Annotated in this window: 17 protein-coding genes and 1 pseudogene; 8 read left to right on the top strand and 10 right to left on the bottom strand. The window is 43.6% G+C overall.

Annotated features, from left to right (window positions below; genetic code table 11):
• Window positions 1-18: 18 nt before the first annotated feature.
• Window positions 19-231: a helix-turn-helix domain-containing protein gene (locus JYJ62_RS14990; protein ID WP_205343046.1), complete on the bottom strand. Its 213-nt coding sequence runs from the start codon at window positions 229-231 to the stop codon at window positions 19-21.
• Window positions 232-381: 150 nt separating this feature from the next.
• Here JYJ62_RS14990 and JYJ62_RS14985 point away from each other — a divergent pair, with 150 nt between their 5' ends.
• The 5 genes and pseudogenes from JYJ62_RS14985 (at window position 382) to JYJ62_RS14960 (ending at window position 4,514) form a co-directional block, all read left to right on the top strand.
• Complete coding sequence (locus JYJ62_RS14985) at window positions 382-627, top strand: hypothetical protein (protein ID WP_205343045.1); 246 nt, start codon at window positions 382-384, stop codon at window positions 625-627.
• Window positions 620-1,858: a tyrosine-type recombinase/integrase gene (locus JYJ62_RS14980; protein WP_205343044.1), complete on the top strand. Its 1,239-nt coding sequence runs from the start codon at window positions 620-622 to the stop codon at window positions 1,856-1,858. Before JYJ62_RS14985 ends, JYJ62_RS14980 begins: the two co-directional genes overlap by 8 nt.
• Complete coding sequence (locus JYJ62_RS14975; RefSeq protein WP_205343043.1) at window positions 1,845-2,786, top strand: TraI domain-containing protein; 942 nt, start codon at window positions 1,845-1,847, stop codon at window positions 2,784-2,786. The genes JYJ62_RS14980 and JYJ62_RS14975 overlap by 14 nt, the downstream gene beginning before the upstream one ends.
• Before the next feature lie 69 nt (window positions 2,787-2,855).
• A pseudogene (locus JYJ62_RS16000) lies at window positions 2,856-4,044 on the top strand (IS91 family transposase).
• Between the two features lie 68 nt (window positions 4,045-4,112).
• Window positions 4,113-4,514 carry a hypothetical protein gene (locus JYJ62_RS14960; RefSeq protein ID WP_205343040.1) on the top strand — a complete coding sequence of 134 codons (402 nt, stop codon included), beginning with the start codon at window positions 4,113-4,115 and terminating at the stop codon, window positions 4,512-4,514.
• A 329-nt stretch (window positions 4,515-4,843) separates the two neighbouring features.
• Here JYJ62_RS14960 and istB read toward each other — a convergent pair whose 3' ends face one another.
• From istB to JYJ62_RS14940, 4 genes are all read right to left on the bottom strand, one after another.
• The gene (gene istB, locus JYJ62_RS14955; protein ID WP_205343039.1) at window positions 4,844-5,626 is read right to left on the bottom strand and encodes an IS21-like element helper ATPase IstB; all 783 of its coding nucleotides are present in this window, start codon (window positions 5,624-5,626) and stop codon (window positions 4,844-4,846) included.
• Entirely contained in the window at window positions 5,623-6,642 is a 1,020-nt protein-coding gene (gene istA / locus JYJ62_RS14950) for an IS21 family transposase (RefSeq protein WP_205343083.1), read from the bottom strand. The genes istB and istA overlap by 4 nt, the downstream gene beginning before the upstream one ends.
• A 73-nt stretch (window positions 6,643-6,715) precedes the next feature.
• A protein-coding gene (locus JYJ62_RS14945) for an IS3 family transposase (protein ID WP_205343038.1) occupies window positions 6,716-7,839 on the bottom strand; the annotation gives its coding sequence in 2 pieces (ribosomal slippage) (window positions 6,716-7,593 and window positions 7,593-7,839; 1,125 coding nt in all).
• A gap of 254 nt (window positions 7,840-8,093) precedes the next feature.
• On the bottom strand, window positions 8,094-8,579 hold the full coding sequence (locus JYJ62_RS14940; RefSeq protein ID WP_205343037.1) for a hypothetical protein: 486 nt from the start codon (window positions 8,577-8,579) through the stop codon (window positions 8,094-8,096).
• Window positions 8,580-8,803: 224 nt separating this feature from the next.
• On the opposite strand from JYJ62_RS14940, the gene JYJ62_RS14935 reads away from it, so the two are divergent.
• Genes JYJ62_RS14935 through JYJ62_RS14925 form a run of 3 tightly spaced genes read left to right on the top strand, consistent with a single transcriptional unit; the run spans window position 8,804 to window position 13,356 of the window.
• The gene (locus JYJ62_RS14935) at window positions 8,804-11,788 is read left to right on the top strand and encodes a hypothetical protein (RefSeq protein ID WP_205343036.1); all 2,985 of its coding nucleotides are present in this window, start codon (window positions 8,804-8,806) and stop codon (window positions 11,786-11,788) included.
• Entirely contained in the window at window positions 11,766-12,233 is a 468-nt protein-coding gene (locus tag JYJ62_RS14930) for a hypothetical protein (RefSeq protein ID WP_205343035.1), read from the top strand. Before JYJ62_RS14935 ends, JYJ62_RS14930 begins: the two co-directional genes overlap by 23 nt.
• Entirely contained in the window at window positions 12,214-13,356 is a 1,143-nt protein-coding gene (locus JYJ62_RS14925; protein ID WP_205343034.1) for a hypothetical protein, read from the top strand. The genes JYJ62_RS14930 and JYJ62_RS14925 overlap by 20 nt, the downstream gene beginning before the upstream one ends.
• A 407-nt stretch (window positions 13,357-13,763) precedes the next feature.
• On the opposite strand, the gene JYJ62_RS14920 is transcribed toward JYJ62_RS14925, so the two are convergent.
• From JYJ62_RS14920 to JYJ62_RS14900, 5 genes are all read right to left on the bottom strand, one after another.
• Window positions 13,764-14,417: a hypothetical protein gene (locus JYJ62_RS14920; protein WP_205343033.1), complete on the bottom strand. Its 654-nt coding sequence runs from the start codon at window positions 14,415-14,417 to the stop codon at window positions 13,764-13,766.
• A 33-nt stretch (window positions 14,418-14,450) separates the two neighbouring features.
• Entirely contained in the window at window positions 14,451-15,650 is a 1,200-nt protein-coding gene (locus JYJ62_RS14915) for an MFS transporter (RefSeq protein ID WP_205343032.1), read from the bottom strand.
• Window positions 15,651-15,712: 62 nt separating this feature from the next.
• Entirely contained in the window at window positions 15,713-16,216 is a 504-nt protein-coding gene (locus JYJ62_RS14910) for a MarR family winged helix-turn-helix transcriptional regulator (RefSeq protein ID WP_205343031.1), read from the bottom strand.
• A gap of 169 nt (window positions 16,217-16,385) precedes the next feature.
• On the bottom strand, window positions 16,386-16,880 hold the full coding sequence (locus JYJ62_RS14905) for a hypothetical protein (RefSeq protein WP_205343030.1): 495 nt from the start codon (window positions 16,878-16,880) through the stop codon (window positions 16,386-16,388).
• Window positions 16,881-16,960: 80 nt separating this feature from the next.
• Window positions 16,961-17,446: an aspartate/glutamate racemase family protein gene (locus JYJ62_RS14900; RefSeq protein WP_232365819.1), complete on the bottom strand. Its 486-nt coding sequence runs from the start codon at window positions 17,444-17,446 to the stop codon at window positions 16,961-16,963.
• Window positions 17,447-17,532 lie beyond the last annotated feature (86 nt).

Here is a 17,532-nt window from a genome sequence, read left to right as displayed (position 1 = left end):
TCCTTGGCTGCTTTCTGCCTATTCTGTCTTATCTGGTAAGTACTCCAGCAAATCGCTGACCTCGCACTGAAACAGTTTGCATAGCTTGTCGAGCGCATCAAGCTCAATTCGCTGTGCAGTTTCTTTATAAAGAAGAGTCACCGTATTTCGGTTTAAACCTGTCTCCCTAGCTACATCAGCAATGTTCATCTTGTGCTCGCCCATCATGCGAGCAAGGTGGCAACGAACCATAAAATCACCTCAAGTGTAAAAATATCATTCTAAATGACAAAAAGCGCTTGTAAATGCAATTCTGTCGCGTAATATGTGACTCAAGATGACATTTCGTTATTAGAAACGTCTTTTAATCATCTAGGATAAACTAGCAAGAGGAAGAATGCGATGAGCACTTCATACACATATCTGACTACTGAGGAACTGGCCGAGCGTATCAAGTATGACTGCCGAACCATTAGGCAGTCGCTGAAGGATACTGTTCTGCTTGAGGGTCTGCATTACATCAAACCATTTGGCCGCAGGAAAATACTTTTCCTATGGGAAGCTGTTGAAAAGGAAATGCTTAGCGGTGCTAAAAAGCATGAGCGTTTGGCTATTCCAATGGCTAATGGAGGCTTCTGCCATGTCTAAAGTCAGGGTTCGAAAAGAAACCGGCAAGCTCTACCTTGACTTCATGTATGCAGGTCATCGCTGCCGCGAGCAAACAATACTTACTGATACGTCTGCAAACCGGAAGCAAGTAGAAGCTTTACTATCAAAAGTTCAGGCAAAAATTCTTTTGGACGAATTGGACTACGCAGAGTTTTTCCCAGGAAGCCTTAACCTTAAAAAAATCCAACAAAAGCAGATGTCAGGATTTGAGGCAAGTAACGACATTAACTTGGACTGTAAGCAAAAAAACACCCCTCTCTTCTCAGACTTTGCCGACCAGTGGTTTCTTGAAGTAAAAATTCAATGGCGCAGCTCCCACACTCGCAATGTGGAGTCCATTCTCGAAAGCTCATTGAAGCCAAGTTTTAAGAACAAGCGCACCGGTGACGTTACTAAGGCCGACATTCTTGAAGCACGCAACCAGATGGCGCGTCGTAAAGGTCGTGGCGCTAGCGGCTTAATGTCACCTAAGTCGATCAACAATCACATGACCATCTTACGAATGATTTTGACTGAAGCAGCTGACAGGTATGAGTTTGAAAACCCGTTCCGCAATATCAAACCACTAAAACTGCAAAAGGTGCATATCGAGCCTTTCTCACTGACAGAGGTGGAAACCATTCTGCAAACCGTCCGCGAGGATTACCGCAACTATTACTTGCTACGCTTTTATACAGGCATGCGTACTGGCGAAATCGACGGACTCAAATGGGAATTTGTTGATTTCGAAAGGCGTGAGATTTTAGTGCGTGAAACGTTAATCAATGGCGAGACTGAATACACTAAAACAGACGGCTCTCAGCGCGAAATACCCATGTTTGGCCCTGTCTATGAAGCACTCAAAGCTCAGCATGTAGCAACGGGGAAGTTGAGTAAGTTTGTGTTTTGCAACAGCGAAGCCAAGCCGCTCGATCACAACAATGTGACTAAGCGGGTTTGGTATCCATTGCTGCGTGCATTAAATCTCAAAAAACGTCGGCCTTATCAGACACGGCACACTGCGGCCACGTTACTACTTGCCTCTGGCGAAAACCCTGAGTGGGTTGCTCGCACCTTAGGGCATTCATCAACTGAAATGCTATTCAAGGTGTACTCACGTTACATCCCTAACCTGACTCGTATGGATGGCAGTGCGTTTGAGCGCTTGATCCAGAGCCGCGTCATTGAGGAAGTCGTTGAAAACGAGGAGTTAGTTTATGAAACTGAATAACCTGCATCCAATAGAGCATGCAAGCTTTAGCGGCACCTTCCGTCTAACTGGCCGAGTGGCTTGCTTTGACGATGAAGGTATTCCTTATCTGCGCATACGACTCAGCAGTTGTGCAAATGATTATGTCGCTCTGGCCGTGATTGACTCTTTAGTAATCCCTGAAAAACTTGGACACATGGAGTTGGTGACGGTCAAAGGACAACAATATGCAAGCATGGATGGCGATGTCATTCTACTCAATAACATGCATCGTCCACTGCAGCGCGACGTTGCAAAGCTTCCGGCCTTACAGACTTTGCCAAGACTGGCTTGCCCAAAGCCAGAATCTCTTGATCGCTTGGTAGCAGCCGTTCGTTCACTTAAGTTCACAGCCCTGCAAGTCTTTATCAAGCTTGTACTGGAGCGGCAGCGTAGTCTTGAAGTTTTTCTCAAGGCACCTGCGAGCAAAAGCTATCACCACAATGAAGCTGGTGGCCTGCTTGAGCACTCGCTTGAGGTCGCGCAGAATGTGCTCAGCATGATCCAAACTAATGAGCCGGAGATGCCAAGGGTATTGCAAGAAATTGGTTTCGTGGCTGGTCTGCTTCACGATATCGGTAAAACCTACACCTACGACATTCACGGCAACCAAACTGCAGCAGCACGGCTGTGTGATCATGCCGACCTAACGCTTGAAGCTTGTGCACAAGGTTTAGCTTACTTAGATCAGATTGCCCCTGAAGTAGCTCTGACACTGCGTCATATCTGGACTTGCGCATCACCTGGCGCACGCTACGGCACCACGCCAGCGATGACACTGGCACGCTATGTACGAGATGCTGATGGTCAGAGCGCTATGGCTGATAACCAGCGCATAGCATATAGGCATAGACCACCAGCAGGATTTGGACGGTTAGGTAAAAATGTTTATTGGATACCGTCTGCGTGAGCATATAGGTGATACAAACAAAACCGTTTTTTATAAAGTAATAAATGATCCGCTTGGAACCAAATCCAAGTGGATCGCATCGATAATAATTATCTGTTTAAAAACTATTCTCTCCACCACTACACATCTTTGTTTAACAGCAACTCTACACATATCGCATTAACCCATTGCCGTACACGTGCATTGGGTGCCAGTTATTACCGCTGCAAGTTTAACCATGCCGAGATAGAACAACTGCACTCGTGTCGCCACCGCAGCTATTATGTTTGCGCCCATAAACAACGCCTTGACTGGATTGAAAAGCAAAAAACGCGCTTGCTTGACGTGCCGTACTTCCATGTTATTTTTACCTTACCGCATGAGTATTTACCGCTGTGGCGTTATAACGAAGCCTTATTTGCTGGGATTCTATTTAAAGCCAGCCAAGAAACACTATTGCAACTGCTTGCACAGCAGCATCATGGCGGTGTCACGCCCGGGATTTTAATAGCGCTGCATACGTGGGGACGACAGCTCACACCTCACCCACATACCCATTGCTTGGTGGCTGCCGGTGGTCTTGATTCAGTTAATGCTTGGAAGGCGCTTGGCAATTACCTCGTGCCCAGTGCCGTGATGCGTTCAGTTTATCGTGGCAAGGTACAGTCTTTTATTAAAGCTGCATAATGTGGGAGAGTTGAGCTTGCCGCCAGCAATAACTATCTCTCAGTTTTGGTCTATGTATCGGAGTCTGTACAAAAAGCATTGGTGTGTGCGTATTGAAGAACGCTATGCGCACGGTAAAGGTGTGGTGCTTTATCTAGCGCGTTATTGCAAAGGTGGGCCTGTTGATCCGCGACAGTTAAAGCAGATTACTGCTGACGTGGTGACTATGAGCTATCTGGATCATCGTGATAAACAGCAACGACTCAAGCCGATGGATTTTATAACTCGGTTACTTCAGCATGTGCCGCCCAAAGGCTTACATACCATTTGCTATTACGGGCTGTATGCTTCGGCAAGTACATTACGGTATGAGCCATGCCGGCAACAATGCGGAACGGTCGAGTATATGCCGCATGCAAGTAGTGTTGACCGGCTATCGATGTTAGTTTATTGCAAAACCTGTGGCGGGCCAGCGCAGTTAAGTCGTCGCTGGTGGTCACGTAGACTAAAAGGAATTTCCATTAATAAAGAAACGCTGAGCAATTGTGTCAGCGGCTCTGTACAACAAGTCGATGAACCGCCCCTTGCGGGTAGTTTTTACAATACGTCCTAAGGCTCCGAGTGGGCTTTTTTTGGCGAGGCAAGGACGGTTATCTAAGCGTTCGAAATAGACGAGTGCATATGAACGCAGATGAAAAGATACTCCAGAGGCTACAGCAACTGATTGATCGCGGCCTAGAAATTAAAAATACTAAGAAATCTCCTCCGTCAAATTTTATAGGGTTCGACGCAACAGTAAACTCAGAAGCCGCGAATCAGTGGCATGCAAGTGCAAAGAGTATCTTGGGAAAAGCTTTCGGAAGAGATAGTGAGCATTATTCTTTATTTGAGGCTTGCTTCGAGAAGGGCGTAACTTATTCCCCTTTCGTTCGTGGCATCGGCATACTGAAGGCAGCTCAAGAAGATTTTGAACATGGATACATTCAAGATGTAAAAAATCTTGTAGCAGCAGAAATGTTTTCAGACCTACAGTCTCAGCTTCTGAGCTGCTCGACGCTGGCTATATTGGACCAGCGGCAGTAGTGGCAGGTGCTGCCCTTGAAGATAACCTACGTAAGCTATGTATAGGCCAGTCTATCGAGCTTCCCGACAAGCCAAAATTAAACTACATGAACTCCCAGTTAGCTAAAGAAAAAGTCTACAACAAACTTACACAGAAGCGATTAACAGCTATTGCTGACATCAGGAACTCTGATAAGGCCTGATTTTCTCAGACACTTTTTTGATTCATAAAATACTGCTTTTCATAGTTCATTGGTGACACCCGCTGATTGTGTCAACGGCAACTGAAAACTGACCCACTTACCGCTTAAATCGGCAATCTAAATTTGACCCACCCTAAGCGTTTTTCATCAATTTGCTGCTTCTATATTAACTGGGGCTACACCAGCCATTTTCTTACCTTTTAGACGATAGCTGTTACCGCTAATTTGAACGATATGCGCATGATGTAGAAGCCTATCAAGCAGTGCTGCAGTTAATGTTTGGTCATCAGCAAAAGCCGTGGACCACTGTGAGAACGGTAAGTTACTGGTCACAATAATACTGCCTTGCTCATAACGCTTGGCGATGACGTTAAAGAACAGATTGGCTTCTTCTCTGCCGAAAGGTAAGTAACCAATTTCATCAATCACCAGCAACTTAGGTGATAGCACGCTACGCTTTAGATACGCGTCTAGACGCTCTTGTTTTTTAGCTGTTGCCAGTTGCAGCATAAGGTCTGCCGCAGTGATAAAACGTACCTTAATACCGCGCATAATCGACTGATAGGCAAGCGCCAAAGCGAGATGACTTTTGCCAACACCGCTTGGTCCAAGTAGCACAATATTTTCTTTGCGCTCAAGAAAAGCTAAGCCTGTCAGCTCTTGTAACTGCTTACGCGGTGCTCCAGTGGCAAACTTAAAATCATACTCTTCAAAATGCTTGATAGCCGGCATGCCTGATGTTTTTAATAGCATGTCTTGGGTGCGCTGCATGCGTCCATCAAGCTCAGTATTGAGTAGGCGCTCAAGGAAATCGGCAAAGCTATCATCTTGAGCGGCACAGTGGTCGGCGATAGCTGACCATTCTGCTGCCAAACGAGGTAACTTGAGCTGTTCACAGGCTTCTTGGATGCGCTGATGCTGAAGGTTCATAAGCGCACCTCCAGCAGTTGGTCATATATCGATAATGGGTGCTGAAAACTCTCTATCGGCACAGCAAAAGCGCGCTCAACGTAAGTTAATTTAGGAGATAAACCACGCTCTGGCAGGGGCTGCAGGCTAAATCGTTCTTGCTCTAGTAGTACAGCGGGTTTCTCGCCTGTTGTCCCATGAATGCGCTGATTAGCGACCTCGTATAACCACGGGCCGACATAGGCATTCGCTGTGGCAACATCTAGATTTAAATTAGCCTGCTTGAGTTTAGCGGCCAAAGGAATGATAAAACTCTCTTTTAAGTAGCGATTAAAACGCTCGACTTTGCCTTTTGTTCTCGCTCGATAAGGACGGCATGCTCTGAGTTTAAAACCGTAATCTTTAGCCATTTCCAAGAGCTTTGCATTCCAGCGGTGCTGGCCTTCACCGTAGGCATCACGCTCAGTCATAATGCACTTGGCGTTATCAAACAGCAGTTCTTTGGGCACGCCGCCAAAGTACTGCAAAGCCTCTTCAATACCTCGCAGCCAGTCTTCTTGCTTCTCGTATTCACTAAAGCGAACGAAAGAAGCACGACTGAAACCTAGGGTGGCCACAAGCGCTTTTAACTTAAAGCGGCCTCGGTTAATGGTTGTGAAATCAACCTGTAATTGCTGACCTGGCAGTGTTTCAAAACGAACCACAGGATCATTTTTCTTCAACTTAAAAGGTCGTATATGGTTTTTTAAGATGCCCACTTGGCCTGTGTAACCCAGTTCCAAAATCTCCCTAAACAAAACCTCTGCGGGGATCCAGTCAGGCTTTGCAGCATCCATTCGCTCTTGGATATAAGGCTTGAACGGTTCAAGCTTGGAGAGCTTTGGGGCTCGCTCACTGTAGGTTGGCACCTTGATGGCATCACGAAAATACTTACGAACAGTATTGCGTGAAATATTAAGCGCTTTAGCAATGGAACGAATGCTCTCGCCCTGCTGGTGACGTACATGAATATCCACTAATAACTCCTGAGTTAGCATCAGAAACATACCGCCATATCCAGTTAGAATTTGGCGGTTATTTTGCTTCAGGTGGGTCAATTTTGAATTGCCACTAGTGGGTCAGTTTTACATTGCCGTTAACATTGTGCATGTGCCTGCGTTTTGGATTGTAAAACATCACGATGTAATGAAATGTAGCTCGCTTTGCTTCTTCCCGTGTTTTGTACTTATGGCGGCGTATTTTTTCTTTTTTAAGGTTGCCAAAGAAGCTTTCAGCAACTGCATTATCCCAACAATTGCCTCTGCGGCTCATGCTGGCTTCCATATTAAGTGAGCTGAGCAACTTCCTAAAATCACGGCTGCTGTATTGAGAGCCTTGATCCGAATGCAGTCGCACAGTGCCTTCTGGTTTACGGCGCCAGTAAGCAGCCATTAAAGCATCTTGAACCAGAGTGTCAGTCATTCGCTCAGACATCGACCAGCCAACAATGCTGCGTGCGAACAAGTCCATGACTACCGCTAAGAACAAGAAGCCTTCCTGGGTGTGAATGTAGGTGATATCGCTGACCCACCACTGGTTTGGTGCAGACACATTAAAAGCACGGTCGAGCGTGTTGGGCGCTGTGATATCAGGCTTACCACTATAATAACCTTTAGGTCTTTTATAGCCGCGTTGCGCACAAATCTGCGTCAATCGCATTAATCTCAGTGTTCGATCGCGCCCACATTTGATACCAGCCTCAGCAAGATCAAGATGGATGTTGCGATAGCCATAGTGTCCACCGCTTGCCAGCCAATAGTGTTTAACCAAAGGCAATAAGCGCTGATCATCCTTGTAACGCTTACTCTCTGGCGTTTTAACCCAAGCGTAATAGCTGCTGTGATGAACACGCATCACTTTGCAAAGCAAGCGCACAGGATAACGGTGGCGACGAGATTTTATGAACGCGTACCGTTCTTTGACTCGCTGGCAAAGAACACGGCGGCCTCCTTTAAGATGTTGCGCTCTTGCTCAACACGCTTCAGTTCGCGCTTTAAACGAGCGATTTCAGTCTGTAAATCAATATCTTCCAGTCGTTTTTTAACCGGTTTGGAAAAGATCTTAATCCAGTTGTACAGCGTCTTATCACTGATGCCTAAGCGCGTAGCAACGTCTACAACAGCATAACCATGGACGGTCACTTGGTTGACAGCTTCTTGCTTAAACTCATCTGAATAACGGTAGCCTTTGCTCATGTTTAACCCCTTATGGTTGTTCATCTTTTTACCATAAAAAGTGTCGGGGTTAGTCAGGCCTTATCACTCCTTTATCAAGATAGATTGCGAAACTGTATGGCAACAAGCGACTTCAGAGCATTCAGAACCCGCTGAGCACAATGAGCCGGCACAGCCTAAAAATGATACTGATGCAGCTTAACGCTCCAATCCGCCGCACTACCAAGGCTCCCAACTTTGAAAGTTTGGAGCCTTTTTTGCAACTCAATCGTTTTTTACCAGCGCATACCAGCACCAATAATACGGCAGTCATCTGGTTTTTCGTCTCTAATGGATTTTACGTATTCGTTCCACTGCTCTTTATTCATGAGTTTATCGTTTTCATTTACTTCGCTCTGCAATTGAGCACATGCTTTTTCATTATGCTCAATAGTTATTAGCCGTTCGGCAAGGTATTGGCTGTCAACGCGTGTACCATTTACTGGGCCAAAATAAATGATATTCCCGCTCTCGGATAGCTTCAACGGTATATTGTCATAGGATAATCCATCAGCTGTTTCTGCAAGAGCAATAGCATTACTTTTACGAATAACATCCTCAATAAAGAGGTATGCACCACCATCTTTCTTAATCTCAGCAATTTTCTCAGTGCCCGATAGATTATGACTGTACTTATAAAGCCCAACAGCACTTTCATTACTATCACTGCAGGCTGTAATGCCAAATGCAAGCGCTATAACAATCAGTAATTTAATCTTCATGCCACCTCCATTTACATCTTGAGTAAAATATAAAATTGACCTTGCCGAGGCTTCCAAAAAAGCCTCAAATGAGGTTTGAATTTTCCGGGGGGATTACCGTATCATTCTGATATGGTAACTTGATAGATGAGATTAAAGTTTCATCTCTATGATTTCAAAAATGGACGCTGTAAAGGGAACGCTAAAACATTAGCAATGATTGAAAAACAGGAGCAAGAGTATTCATGTCTCATAGACCTCAAGTTTCACATACAGTGCGTCCCGCTATAATTTTCAGGTTAATATCCCAAGTAACGGCGCTAGACAAGCGCAATTTAGTACGCGGCTATGCTTCAAAAGATTTGCGAACCAGTTCTGAAATAGAGGCTATACGTGAGGGGAACTCTCTTCAGGATATAATGACAATCGGGGCTTTATTAAAAGGCGCTGATGGGCTTCTGGATGGCAATAAAAAGAAAGCTAGCACCGACTTGTTCAAATTTACTAGATTTTGCCCGCTAGGCTGGAAAGATGAGATCCGATACACTGCAGGATATTTGAATTCATGTGAGTCTGAATGCTTGAGTGCTGTGCAATTAATGCAGTCCCTAGGCCAAATCGAACGCCTAGAAACGAACGTTGCACTTGAGGCTATACATGCGTTCGCACGCACATATGGTGCATCAAATTTTCTATCATATAAACTCGCATACCTTCGTGTGGCTCGGCAACTAACTGCACCGCAACTAGCGAAAATCAGCAGTATCGAGGAAGAGTTTGCTCATAGAGATAAGCCGGGGTTTCACTTTAGTGCAATGGAAAATCTAAGCCCTAGGGTTTCGTTATTTTTAATTGCACAGCGGAGAGTAAGTAGCTTGGTTGGTAAAGTCGATGGTGAACTCAGAAAGTCGTACGTTCTGAGTAACTTCATTCCCACACCACTTGACGACGAGGACTTAGCTGCATTCTTATTACGAGCAAGTGAGTCATCTCTCGTAGACACTTTGCACGCTTTGATCGTTATTCTAAATCTTCAGGGAAAGTTCCCAGAGCCTATTTATGAAGTAAAAAAAAGACTTACTCCTCCAATATTAGCCGCGCTGGAAGAATTAACTCGATACAACGAGTCTGTAGATGATGGCTTGATCTTGACTGATCACTATCAGAGTGGAGATGGCGAAAGTGAATCTTCTCTAGATCTATATAGGTTGTCATCTGCATTTCTTGAGCGAAAGCATCTAGCGAAATTTAGGCATGAACTGGATAGTGTGATTGGAACTAGATTGCTAGCTGAGATTATTACTGAGAAATGCAATTATTCGGGTGAGGCACTACCTGATAAAAATACTCTATTACAACCTGACGGGTCAATTGTCAGAACCCATCCTCAAATTCCTCTCGACTCATTTTATCGTACTTTTTTATTTTTACAATTTATAAAAGATCGTACGAATTTTCTAGATCTAACGGATAGTGACATAAAATACATTTTTGAAAACACGATGTCTCTTGAGAGCTTATTCACCGAAGCAGAGGTTAGGTCTCTGTATGGAGTCGCTCCAGATGAGAGTCAAAAACTAATTGCTGTTTTGGCTTTGGCATTATTTCGGAAAACATCAATTGACCCTGATGTGGACTTTGCATTTCGAGAAGATTTAGTTTCGCACGTTAAATCGCATCATAATGGTTCTATAGTAGATTTTATAGATTCTTTAATTAGCGACTCGCCTCAGATAGCAAGTTACATAGCGGAATCCCTGGATGAGGTTACGCTGGAAAAAATGTATGAAATTATTGAAACTGCTTCGCAAGCCGCGGAGATTCGAAGAGATCTATTAAGGCTTTTGGGTCGCAAGCTTAGTCGAATCGAATATCTAATTGAAGCAGACGCCATCGAGACGAGATCCAAGCTTTCTACTTTGCAGAAATATTTTGATAGCAGTCGTATGTACGTTGATAGTGTTGCTATGAAGAAGTGGCTTGACGGAAATCCATCTGTTTCAACAGAGCAACTCAGAACACTCCAACCAAGTATTCAAGCGACACTTCGCACGATAGAGTCAGAGCTTGGCGAAAGTACAGATATTTATTTTATAGCACTAAACGCCCAAAGCGAGGAGTTGATTGAGCAAATAGCTAAAGACTCTTTCGAGCAGTTTTGCTTAAATACAGAGTTTGGTATTGAGTCCTACTTAGGACGTCGAATTCGCCATAATACGTTAGATGGCGTTACAACTGAGACAGTGGATGCTGTATTTAATAAGCCTGAGTATAATATGGTACCCAGTATGAAGCGAACCGTCGATGCTTGGATGAGTCAATATCGAGCCATTGTAGATAAGTTACGTAAAGAGCATCTACAGTTTAAATCTGGGGGGTCCTTATTTAATTCAAATATTGACTTTGATGATTCCACCACTAAGGAAAATATCCGCTTACTGTCAAGTAGTCTTCGCATAGCGGGTAGTCAGCTTTTAAATGACTTAGTTATATCATTTTGCTGGAAGCAAATTTCTCCTCAACTAGAGAACGCAGCTAGATATATTAAAACGGATCTATTACAGGAAGCTACTAGTAGTATAGATAAACACTTTTCCGGATCTTTCGGAAGCGTTGAAGAACAAATAAAAATCGGTCTTCATGAAGCTGTTAGTAGTGTATTCATGAAAGTTTCAGATTGGTTTAGAGTACCTCAAACAGGTTTTATATCTGCGTCAGTGAAAGAGCTATGCGAGATCATTCTGTATGACTTAAATCGATCAAGACCCGTAGAATATGAAGGTGAAGCACTCGAGAATAAATATACTGGAATTAGTGTGCATAGGCTGTACGACTGTCTAGCTGTCCTTTTGCAGAACGCTCTTACTCATGGCGAGGAAGGCGAGCCAGTTGTCGTAAACGTAACAGCGCGCAAGTCCGAAGGCAATGAGATTTTTGACGTCGTCTTGGTGGAAGTAACCTCAACAGTTGCCCCTGCTCTTTATGATAACTCAAAACAGCGAATTGAAAGAGCAATCAGTGCTATTGAACATGGCACCGATATGGTGACCGAGGGTTATACGGGCATTAAAAAAGTCAAATTCATCACACAGAAAAGTGAGGGGCAGCACACCGTGGCGTATACAGCTAATATTGAGGCTAAATCTTTGATGTTAAGTTTTTCCTTGCATTCTGAAATCATGTTGGAAGATCCAGTTGGAGTGCGCGATGAGCAAATTATTGCTTGTTGAAGATGAGATTCATAAGCGAGATGAAATAAATAGTTGTATTAAGGAGGTTTTTGATCTACTCCCCGATATGGCCGATAGCGTAAGCAGTGCCGTACTAAAGGTTAAATCGCAAAACTACGACCTTATTATTTTGGATATGGCGCTATCTACATTCGGTGAGAATGCTGCGGACAACAAAAAAGGGCATGACCAAGCACAAGGGGGAATTGAAGTCCTGCGCACTCTTAAGGCATATAAAAAGTGCACAAAAATTCTAATTGTCACGCAGTATCCTGATTTCTTTATTGGTGGCTCTAAAGTTAAATTGAAAAACTCCATTGATATTATACGTGAAAAATATTCGCAGGATGTGGTCGGAGCTATACTGTATACCTATAAATCTAAATCCACTTTGCAAAAAATAACATCCATACTGAGATCTGTTCGTGAAAATATTGCTGATTGAAGACGAAGACATAAAATATAAGGAGATTGCCGCTCATTTGAAAGAGCGAGGCGTTGCCGATAGCGACATCATTCATGCAAAAAACATGACTGATTTTGCAGCGGCTCTTAGTTTAGAGATTGATCTTTTCATAATTGATCTAAAAGTTCCAAACTTAGACAGTGGCAGTGCAATTTTTAATGGCAAGGTGATTCTTGAATCAATAGTGAAGGCAGGGAAAAATGATGCGCTTCTTCTCGCTATCAGCTCGTATCCTGCAGACTTTCCAGAGGTTCGTGAGCAGTTCGAAGCACAGGGTTGCATTCTCGCCGATTACACAAATACTTCCGGTTGGAAGTCTACACTGAATCATCTTCTCACTCAGCTTAAAAAGAACATTAAATTTGACTTTCTCATCTTCTGCGCATTGAAAGAGGAAAGAAAGCCATACAGTGCTTTTATTGATGGAAGGCTAGTTAATCGTGCTGGCATAAATTTTCTTGACTTTGAAATTAATAAGGCGAGAGGGTCTGTAGTGTTGCTCCCGCAGATGGGACTCGTCAATGCGGCTGTCGTAGCATCCATATGTATCGACAGATACAAACCAGAAGTCGTTGCGATGAGCGGTATCTGCGGTGGGTTTGAAGATCGAACGGAATTAGGGCAACTTCTTGTTTCAAAAATGGCTTACGAGTACCAAAGCGGAAAATGGTTCGATCATGAGTTTCAAAATGATCCATATCAAGTGCCAACCAATGCTGAATTCGTATCTTATATAGAATTATTACTTGATCAAGAAGACCTTTTAGAGGAGCTCGAAAGGGGCTTTAAAGGCGGAGATAGACCATCAAAACAGTCTAATCCAGCGGTTGGAATATTTACTAGTGGATCGGCAGTTATTGCTAGTCAGGATTACATGAATAAGATCAAAAACTTGCACAGAAAAGTCAACGGGCTGGATATGGAGATTTTCGCCATACAGAGGGCTGCAGAACTTTCTATGATAAAACCGCTCTGCCTGTGTGCGAAAGTTGTCGTGGATCTATGTAACTCAGAGAAGGGCGATAAAATTCATCAATATGGTTCTTATATTTCCGCGAAGTTTATATTAAAGGTTATTGAAGGACATTTTTCCCAAGCTTAATGCTTGAATCTGACATGTCACACGAATAGTTTTGTGGTGATTTTTGAAAGGCATTGATCTCAGGGTGATGTTCTGGTCATTCTAATATGTTGCCATCAGACAATCTATCAAATATGCGTAATGTAGATACCATCTCTCGCAATCAGGTTTAAGGTAAGCGTAACACCAACCACACCTAGCACAACTCAGAACAGCAGTTAGAGCGTCCCAATGCTTAGCTGAGTTTGATGTTCCAAGGCGAAAGCGTATCGATGTCAACATCGCTGGTGTGCGGCAGTTGTTCGAATAAAGCTTGAAGAAATACATTGATAAGGACTGTAATTCTCACAAAAAAGCCCCGTAACTATAAATGACAGTCAGCTCATAAAGTAGCGGGGCTTTATATTGCTTTTAAACTTTACCTCCCTTTATAGCTGCTCCTTGAGCCAGCTGTCGTGCAGCCATTTTTCAGTTTTACGGTGACCTGGAAAAGTGATCCAAGTGATGTCGCGCTCGAAAACCATCGGATTCTCGTCTGCACCGACAATCACCCAAAACCACAAGCCATCAGCAAGGTTACGAGCTTTAACCTTCATACCCGTGAGCGTTTCCGTCTCATAGCGGCCATTACGCTCAACACGTATAGGTTCATCATGCGGCTTCACCCAGCTTATTTTCATACGTGGAAGTAGCTCTGGTGCATGCTCTTTTAGGAACGCTAAAGCGATTTCTTCACTACGCTCAGGACTAGGTAGTGCAGTATTTACCAGATCAAGAGATATATTGGCAAACCCCTTCAACGTGCCATTGGCCGCGACGACACTGCTGAAATGCTCGCCTGTTATACCGTTATTACGATCGTCCTTACGCACATACCGCGTCAAGACGGCTGCTTCGCCATCAATATTAACCTCACGACTCCAATTCATTTTATGAGTCGCTGGTACGAACTGTGAAACAACTGCGTTTTGCATTGAATATTCCTCACCGTGGATGGCTGCTTGCGTGTAAGCAGGCAATAAAGTTGTTGCTGAAACGTTCAATATCGTCAGCAAAATCCCATAAGAAAATGATTTCCTCATCGCTGGTACCTCCTGTCATAAAGATAAGTCGTGTTACACACTAGATGAACTGTTGATCGCCCCACTCTTACGGACAAAGCCAGTGATGGCATAAAGAGCACAGGCACCCAACAATCCAGATAATAAAAGATGCATACTTCCAAGAGACAAACCTGCGGTTTGCTGTGCTAACCAAGGTCCGAGACTCGCTCCTATCCAGAGCACAAAGGTGTAGAGCGCTACGGCCATACCACGCATAGAAGCATCACTAACACTGGTCACCTGAATAATCAGTCCCGGCACACTAATGCCAATACCTGCAACAAACAGAAAGCTCGCAGCTAACAAACCCAGCATATGACTGCTATCTATGAATGCGCTCAACACAAGCCCAGCCGTTGCACACAGCAAGCCAGCACCCATAACACTCTCTGCACCTAAACGAGGTATCATTGCTGCCACAATTAAAGGCATAAGAAAAGCCGGAGCAGCCAACGCTCGAAACATCAGCGGAGAAATATGATGGCGGGCAAGTTCAGCATCAAACCGCATGTCCAGCCCCATGTAGAAGGCAACGAAACACATCAATATAAAAAACGCAGGTATATATACTCGACGCAACCTTGAGTCGAGTAATAAGCGGCCTAGTGATAAGTAACTACGTAAAAAGCTCGTTAGATCCAGTGACCCCGAATGCTCTATAGGCGTACGCCAAAGTCGCCAAGCCGTTACTCCATAAATACAACTTAAAGGCAAAAATGCAGCGCCTATTCCCCAGCGCAGAGTCACTAGCCCTCCATAAATTTGCCCTAAGAGTCCAGCGGATAAGAATGCTGTGCTCATCCATGCAATGCTCCACGCTCGTTGGCGCAAGGTTCCATGTTCAGCCAAGTAAGCAATAGCAACCGGTGGAAAGGATGACGCGACTAATCCTTGCAACACGCGCCCGGCTACTAATTGGGACTGTGTTTCAGCTATAGCAAGTAAAGCCGTAACGACCGTAAGTGCAAGCAAACCACAAACCATTACTTTTCGCCTACCTAGCCGATCAGATAACGGGCCAAATAATAAAAACCCAGCAGCATAAGTGAAGCCAAAAGCACTGATCATGCCAGTTGCTCCTACTCCATGCGTTCTCTCCAGTACATGCAGCACTGGTAACGGTAAGTAGAGCAAAGAAACCACTGCCAACGCACAGAGCACAACTAAAGCTCGGAGAGCTAATGTAGGTGACTCCCTATTAGATACAGCCATATTAAACACCTTGCTGTTATGTAGCCAGCTACATATTTAGGTAAAAAATTAATGCGCTCTATTTACACATAAAACGCATTCGCTTGATTTATTTTGAGCATTAAGCGTTTAAGCATCTGTCTTTCATCATCATCAAAATGACTCATCAACTGAGCAACCCAAACATAATGAGCAGGCAAAGCTTTGCTTAAAATCTCATCACCACTTGGTGCCAAGAACACCAGCCAAGCTCGACGATCTTCTGGATCAGGTTCGCGATAACACAATTCGCTCACTTCCATACGATCAATCACGCGCGTCATTGTTTGTGAGGTCACAGAAACGCCATCAGCCAGCGCCCCTATACTCAATCCTTCAGGGTTTCGCTTAAGTAGAATTAATACAAAAAATTGTGTTTGTGACAATCCACAGGTTTGCGCAAGGTTAGCTTCAAACGCTGACAGCATCTCACTTGTAGCAGAAGCCCAGACCAGCCAATGGTGCAATCCATCCACATCAGGATTTTTGTACTCTTCACCCAGTCTCACCAAGGTTTCATAACTCGGTAAATCTTTAAGCTCAAACATAGTCTGCAGCGCCACTAGATAAATATTAATAGCTGTAATGTAGCTAGCTACACAATTGCTGTCAAGATTTATAATCTAATCACCGGCGATACTTTTTATACTCAGTACAAATCTAATATAACGCTAAGCTAAGTGACGCACGTTAGTGCGTCCTTGCTTGAGCGCCTTGTTAGCCATGTTTTGGGGTTATTTTTTTACTACTTTGTGCACAGTGAATATATGGTGTAATAATTATATTCGCCAAAATCACAGCATAAAGTGCATTCATGTCGTAAGCTTCGGCTATGGCGACCACCCAAATCCCTGCGAGAGATGCAATCATAACTGTTGTATAGAAGACATTTGCATTCACTATCGACGGATAGCTTTTTGCTGCTTCTGCAAGCTCTTGATCTTGGATTTTTATTATTAATGAGCAGCAGCGTTTGACTGCAAAACTCATATAAACACCTACAAGAACAAAGAAAAATGCCGAAATTGCAATAAATTTTTCTTTTGAATCAATATCTATACCAACCAAAGGTATTTTTGCTTGATTAACCTCCCTAGGATTAAAAGCAACAAAAACCGCCAAAAAAGAAAGCAGCAGCCCAAGATTAAACATCCTTTGAGAGAGCTTCAGAGAGTCAATAAAATTCTGGATTCTTACTTGGTCTGTAGTCACGTTTATCTCATTATAGCTAACGCCTTGCTCATCGGAAAACTGGGAGCGCAGCGAGTAATTTTTCCGAATGCAGCAACTTGTTATATTGCCCACTCGACTGCTTTCTGAGCATGGATATAAGTTGTATCTAGAAGTGTGATTTTTGTATCACTTTGAGCGACTAGCATTCCAATTTCAGTACATCCTAGAATTACAGCTTCTGCGCCTTGACTAGCTAAAGACTCAATAATTCTTAAATATTCAGCTTTAGAGGATGAAATTAAATTCCCTAAGCAAAGTTCTTTATAAATAACATTATGAACAATTTTTCTATCTTCTTCATCGGGGACTAAAACTGTTAAACCATAATTGTCCTTTAGTCGCCCCTTGTAGAAATCTTGCTCCATTGTAAAAGCGGTACCCAATAACCCAACAGTTTTAATTCCTTTTTTCACAAGAACTTCGGCTGTGGCGTCAGCAATATGAAGTAAGGGAATATTAATCGATTCTTCTATTTGCGGGGCTACTTTATGCATAGTATTCGTACAGATAAGTAAGAAATCAGCTCCTGCAAGTTGAACATTCATTGCAGCTTCAGACCCTGTAAATGATTCTGTGTAACTGCCAAGGTTAAATATAATCCGTTAAGCGGTCTTCAAATTCAATCATAAAT

Source organism: Denitrificimonas caeni, from assembly GCF_905120345.1.
GTDB lineage: Bacteria > Pseudomonadota > Gammaproteobacteria > Pseudomonadales > Pseudomonadaceae > Denitrificimonas > Denitrificimonas caeni_A.
This window is presented reverse-complemented; position numbering and strand designations above follow the sequence as displayed.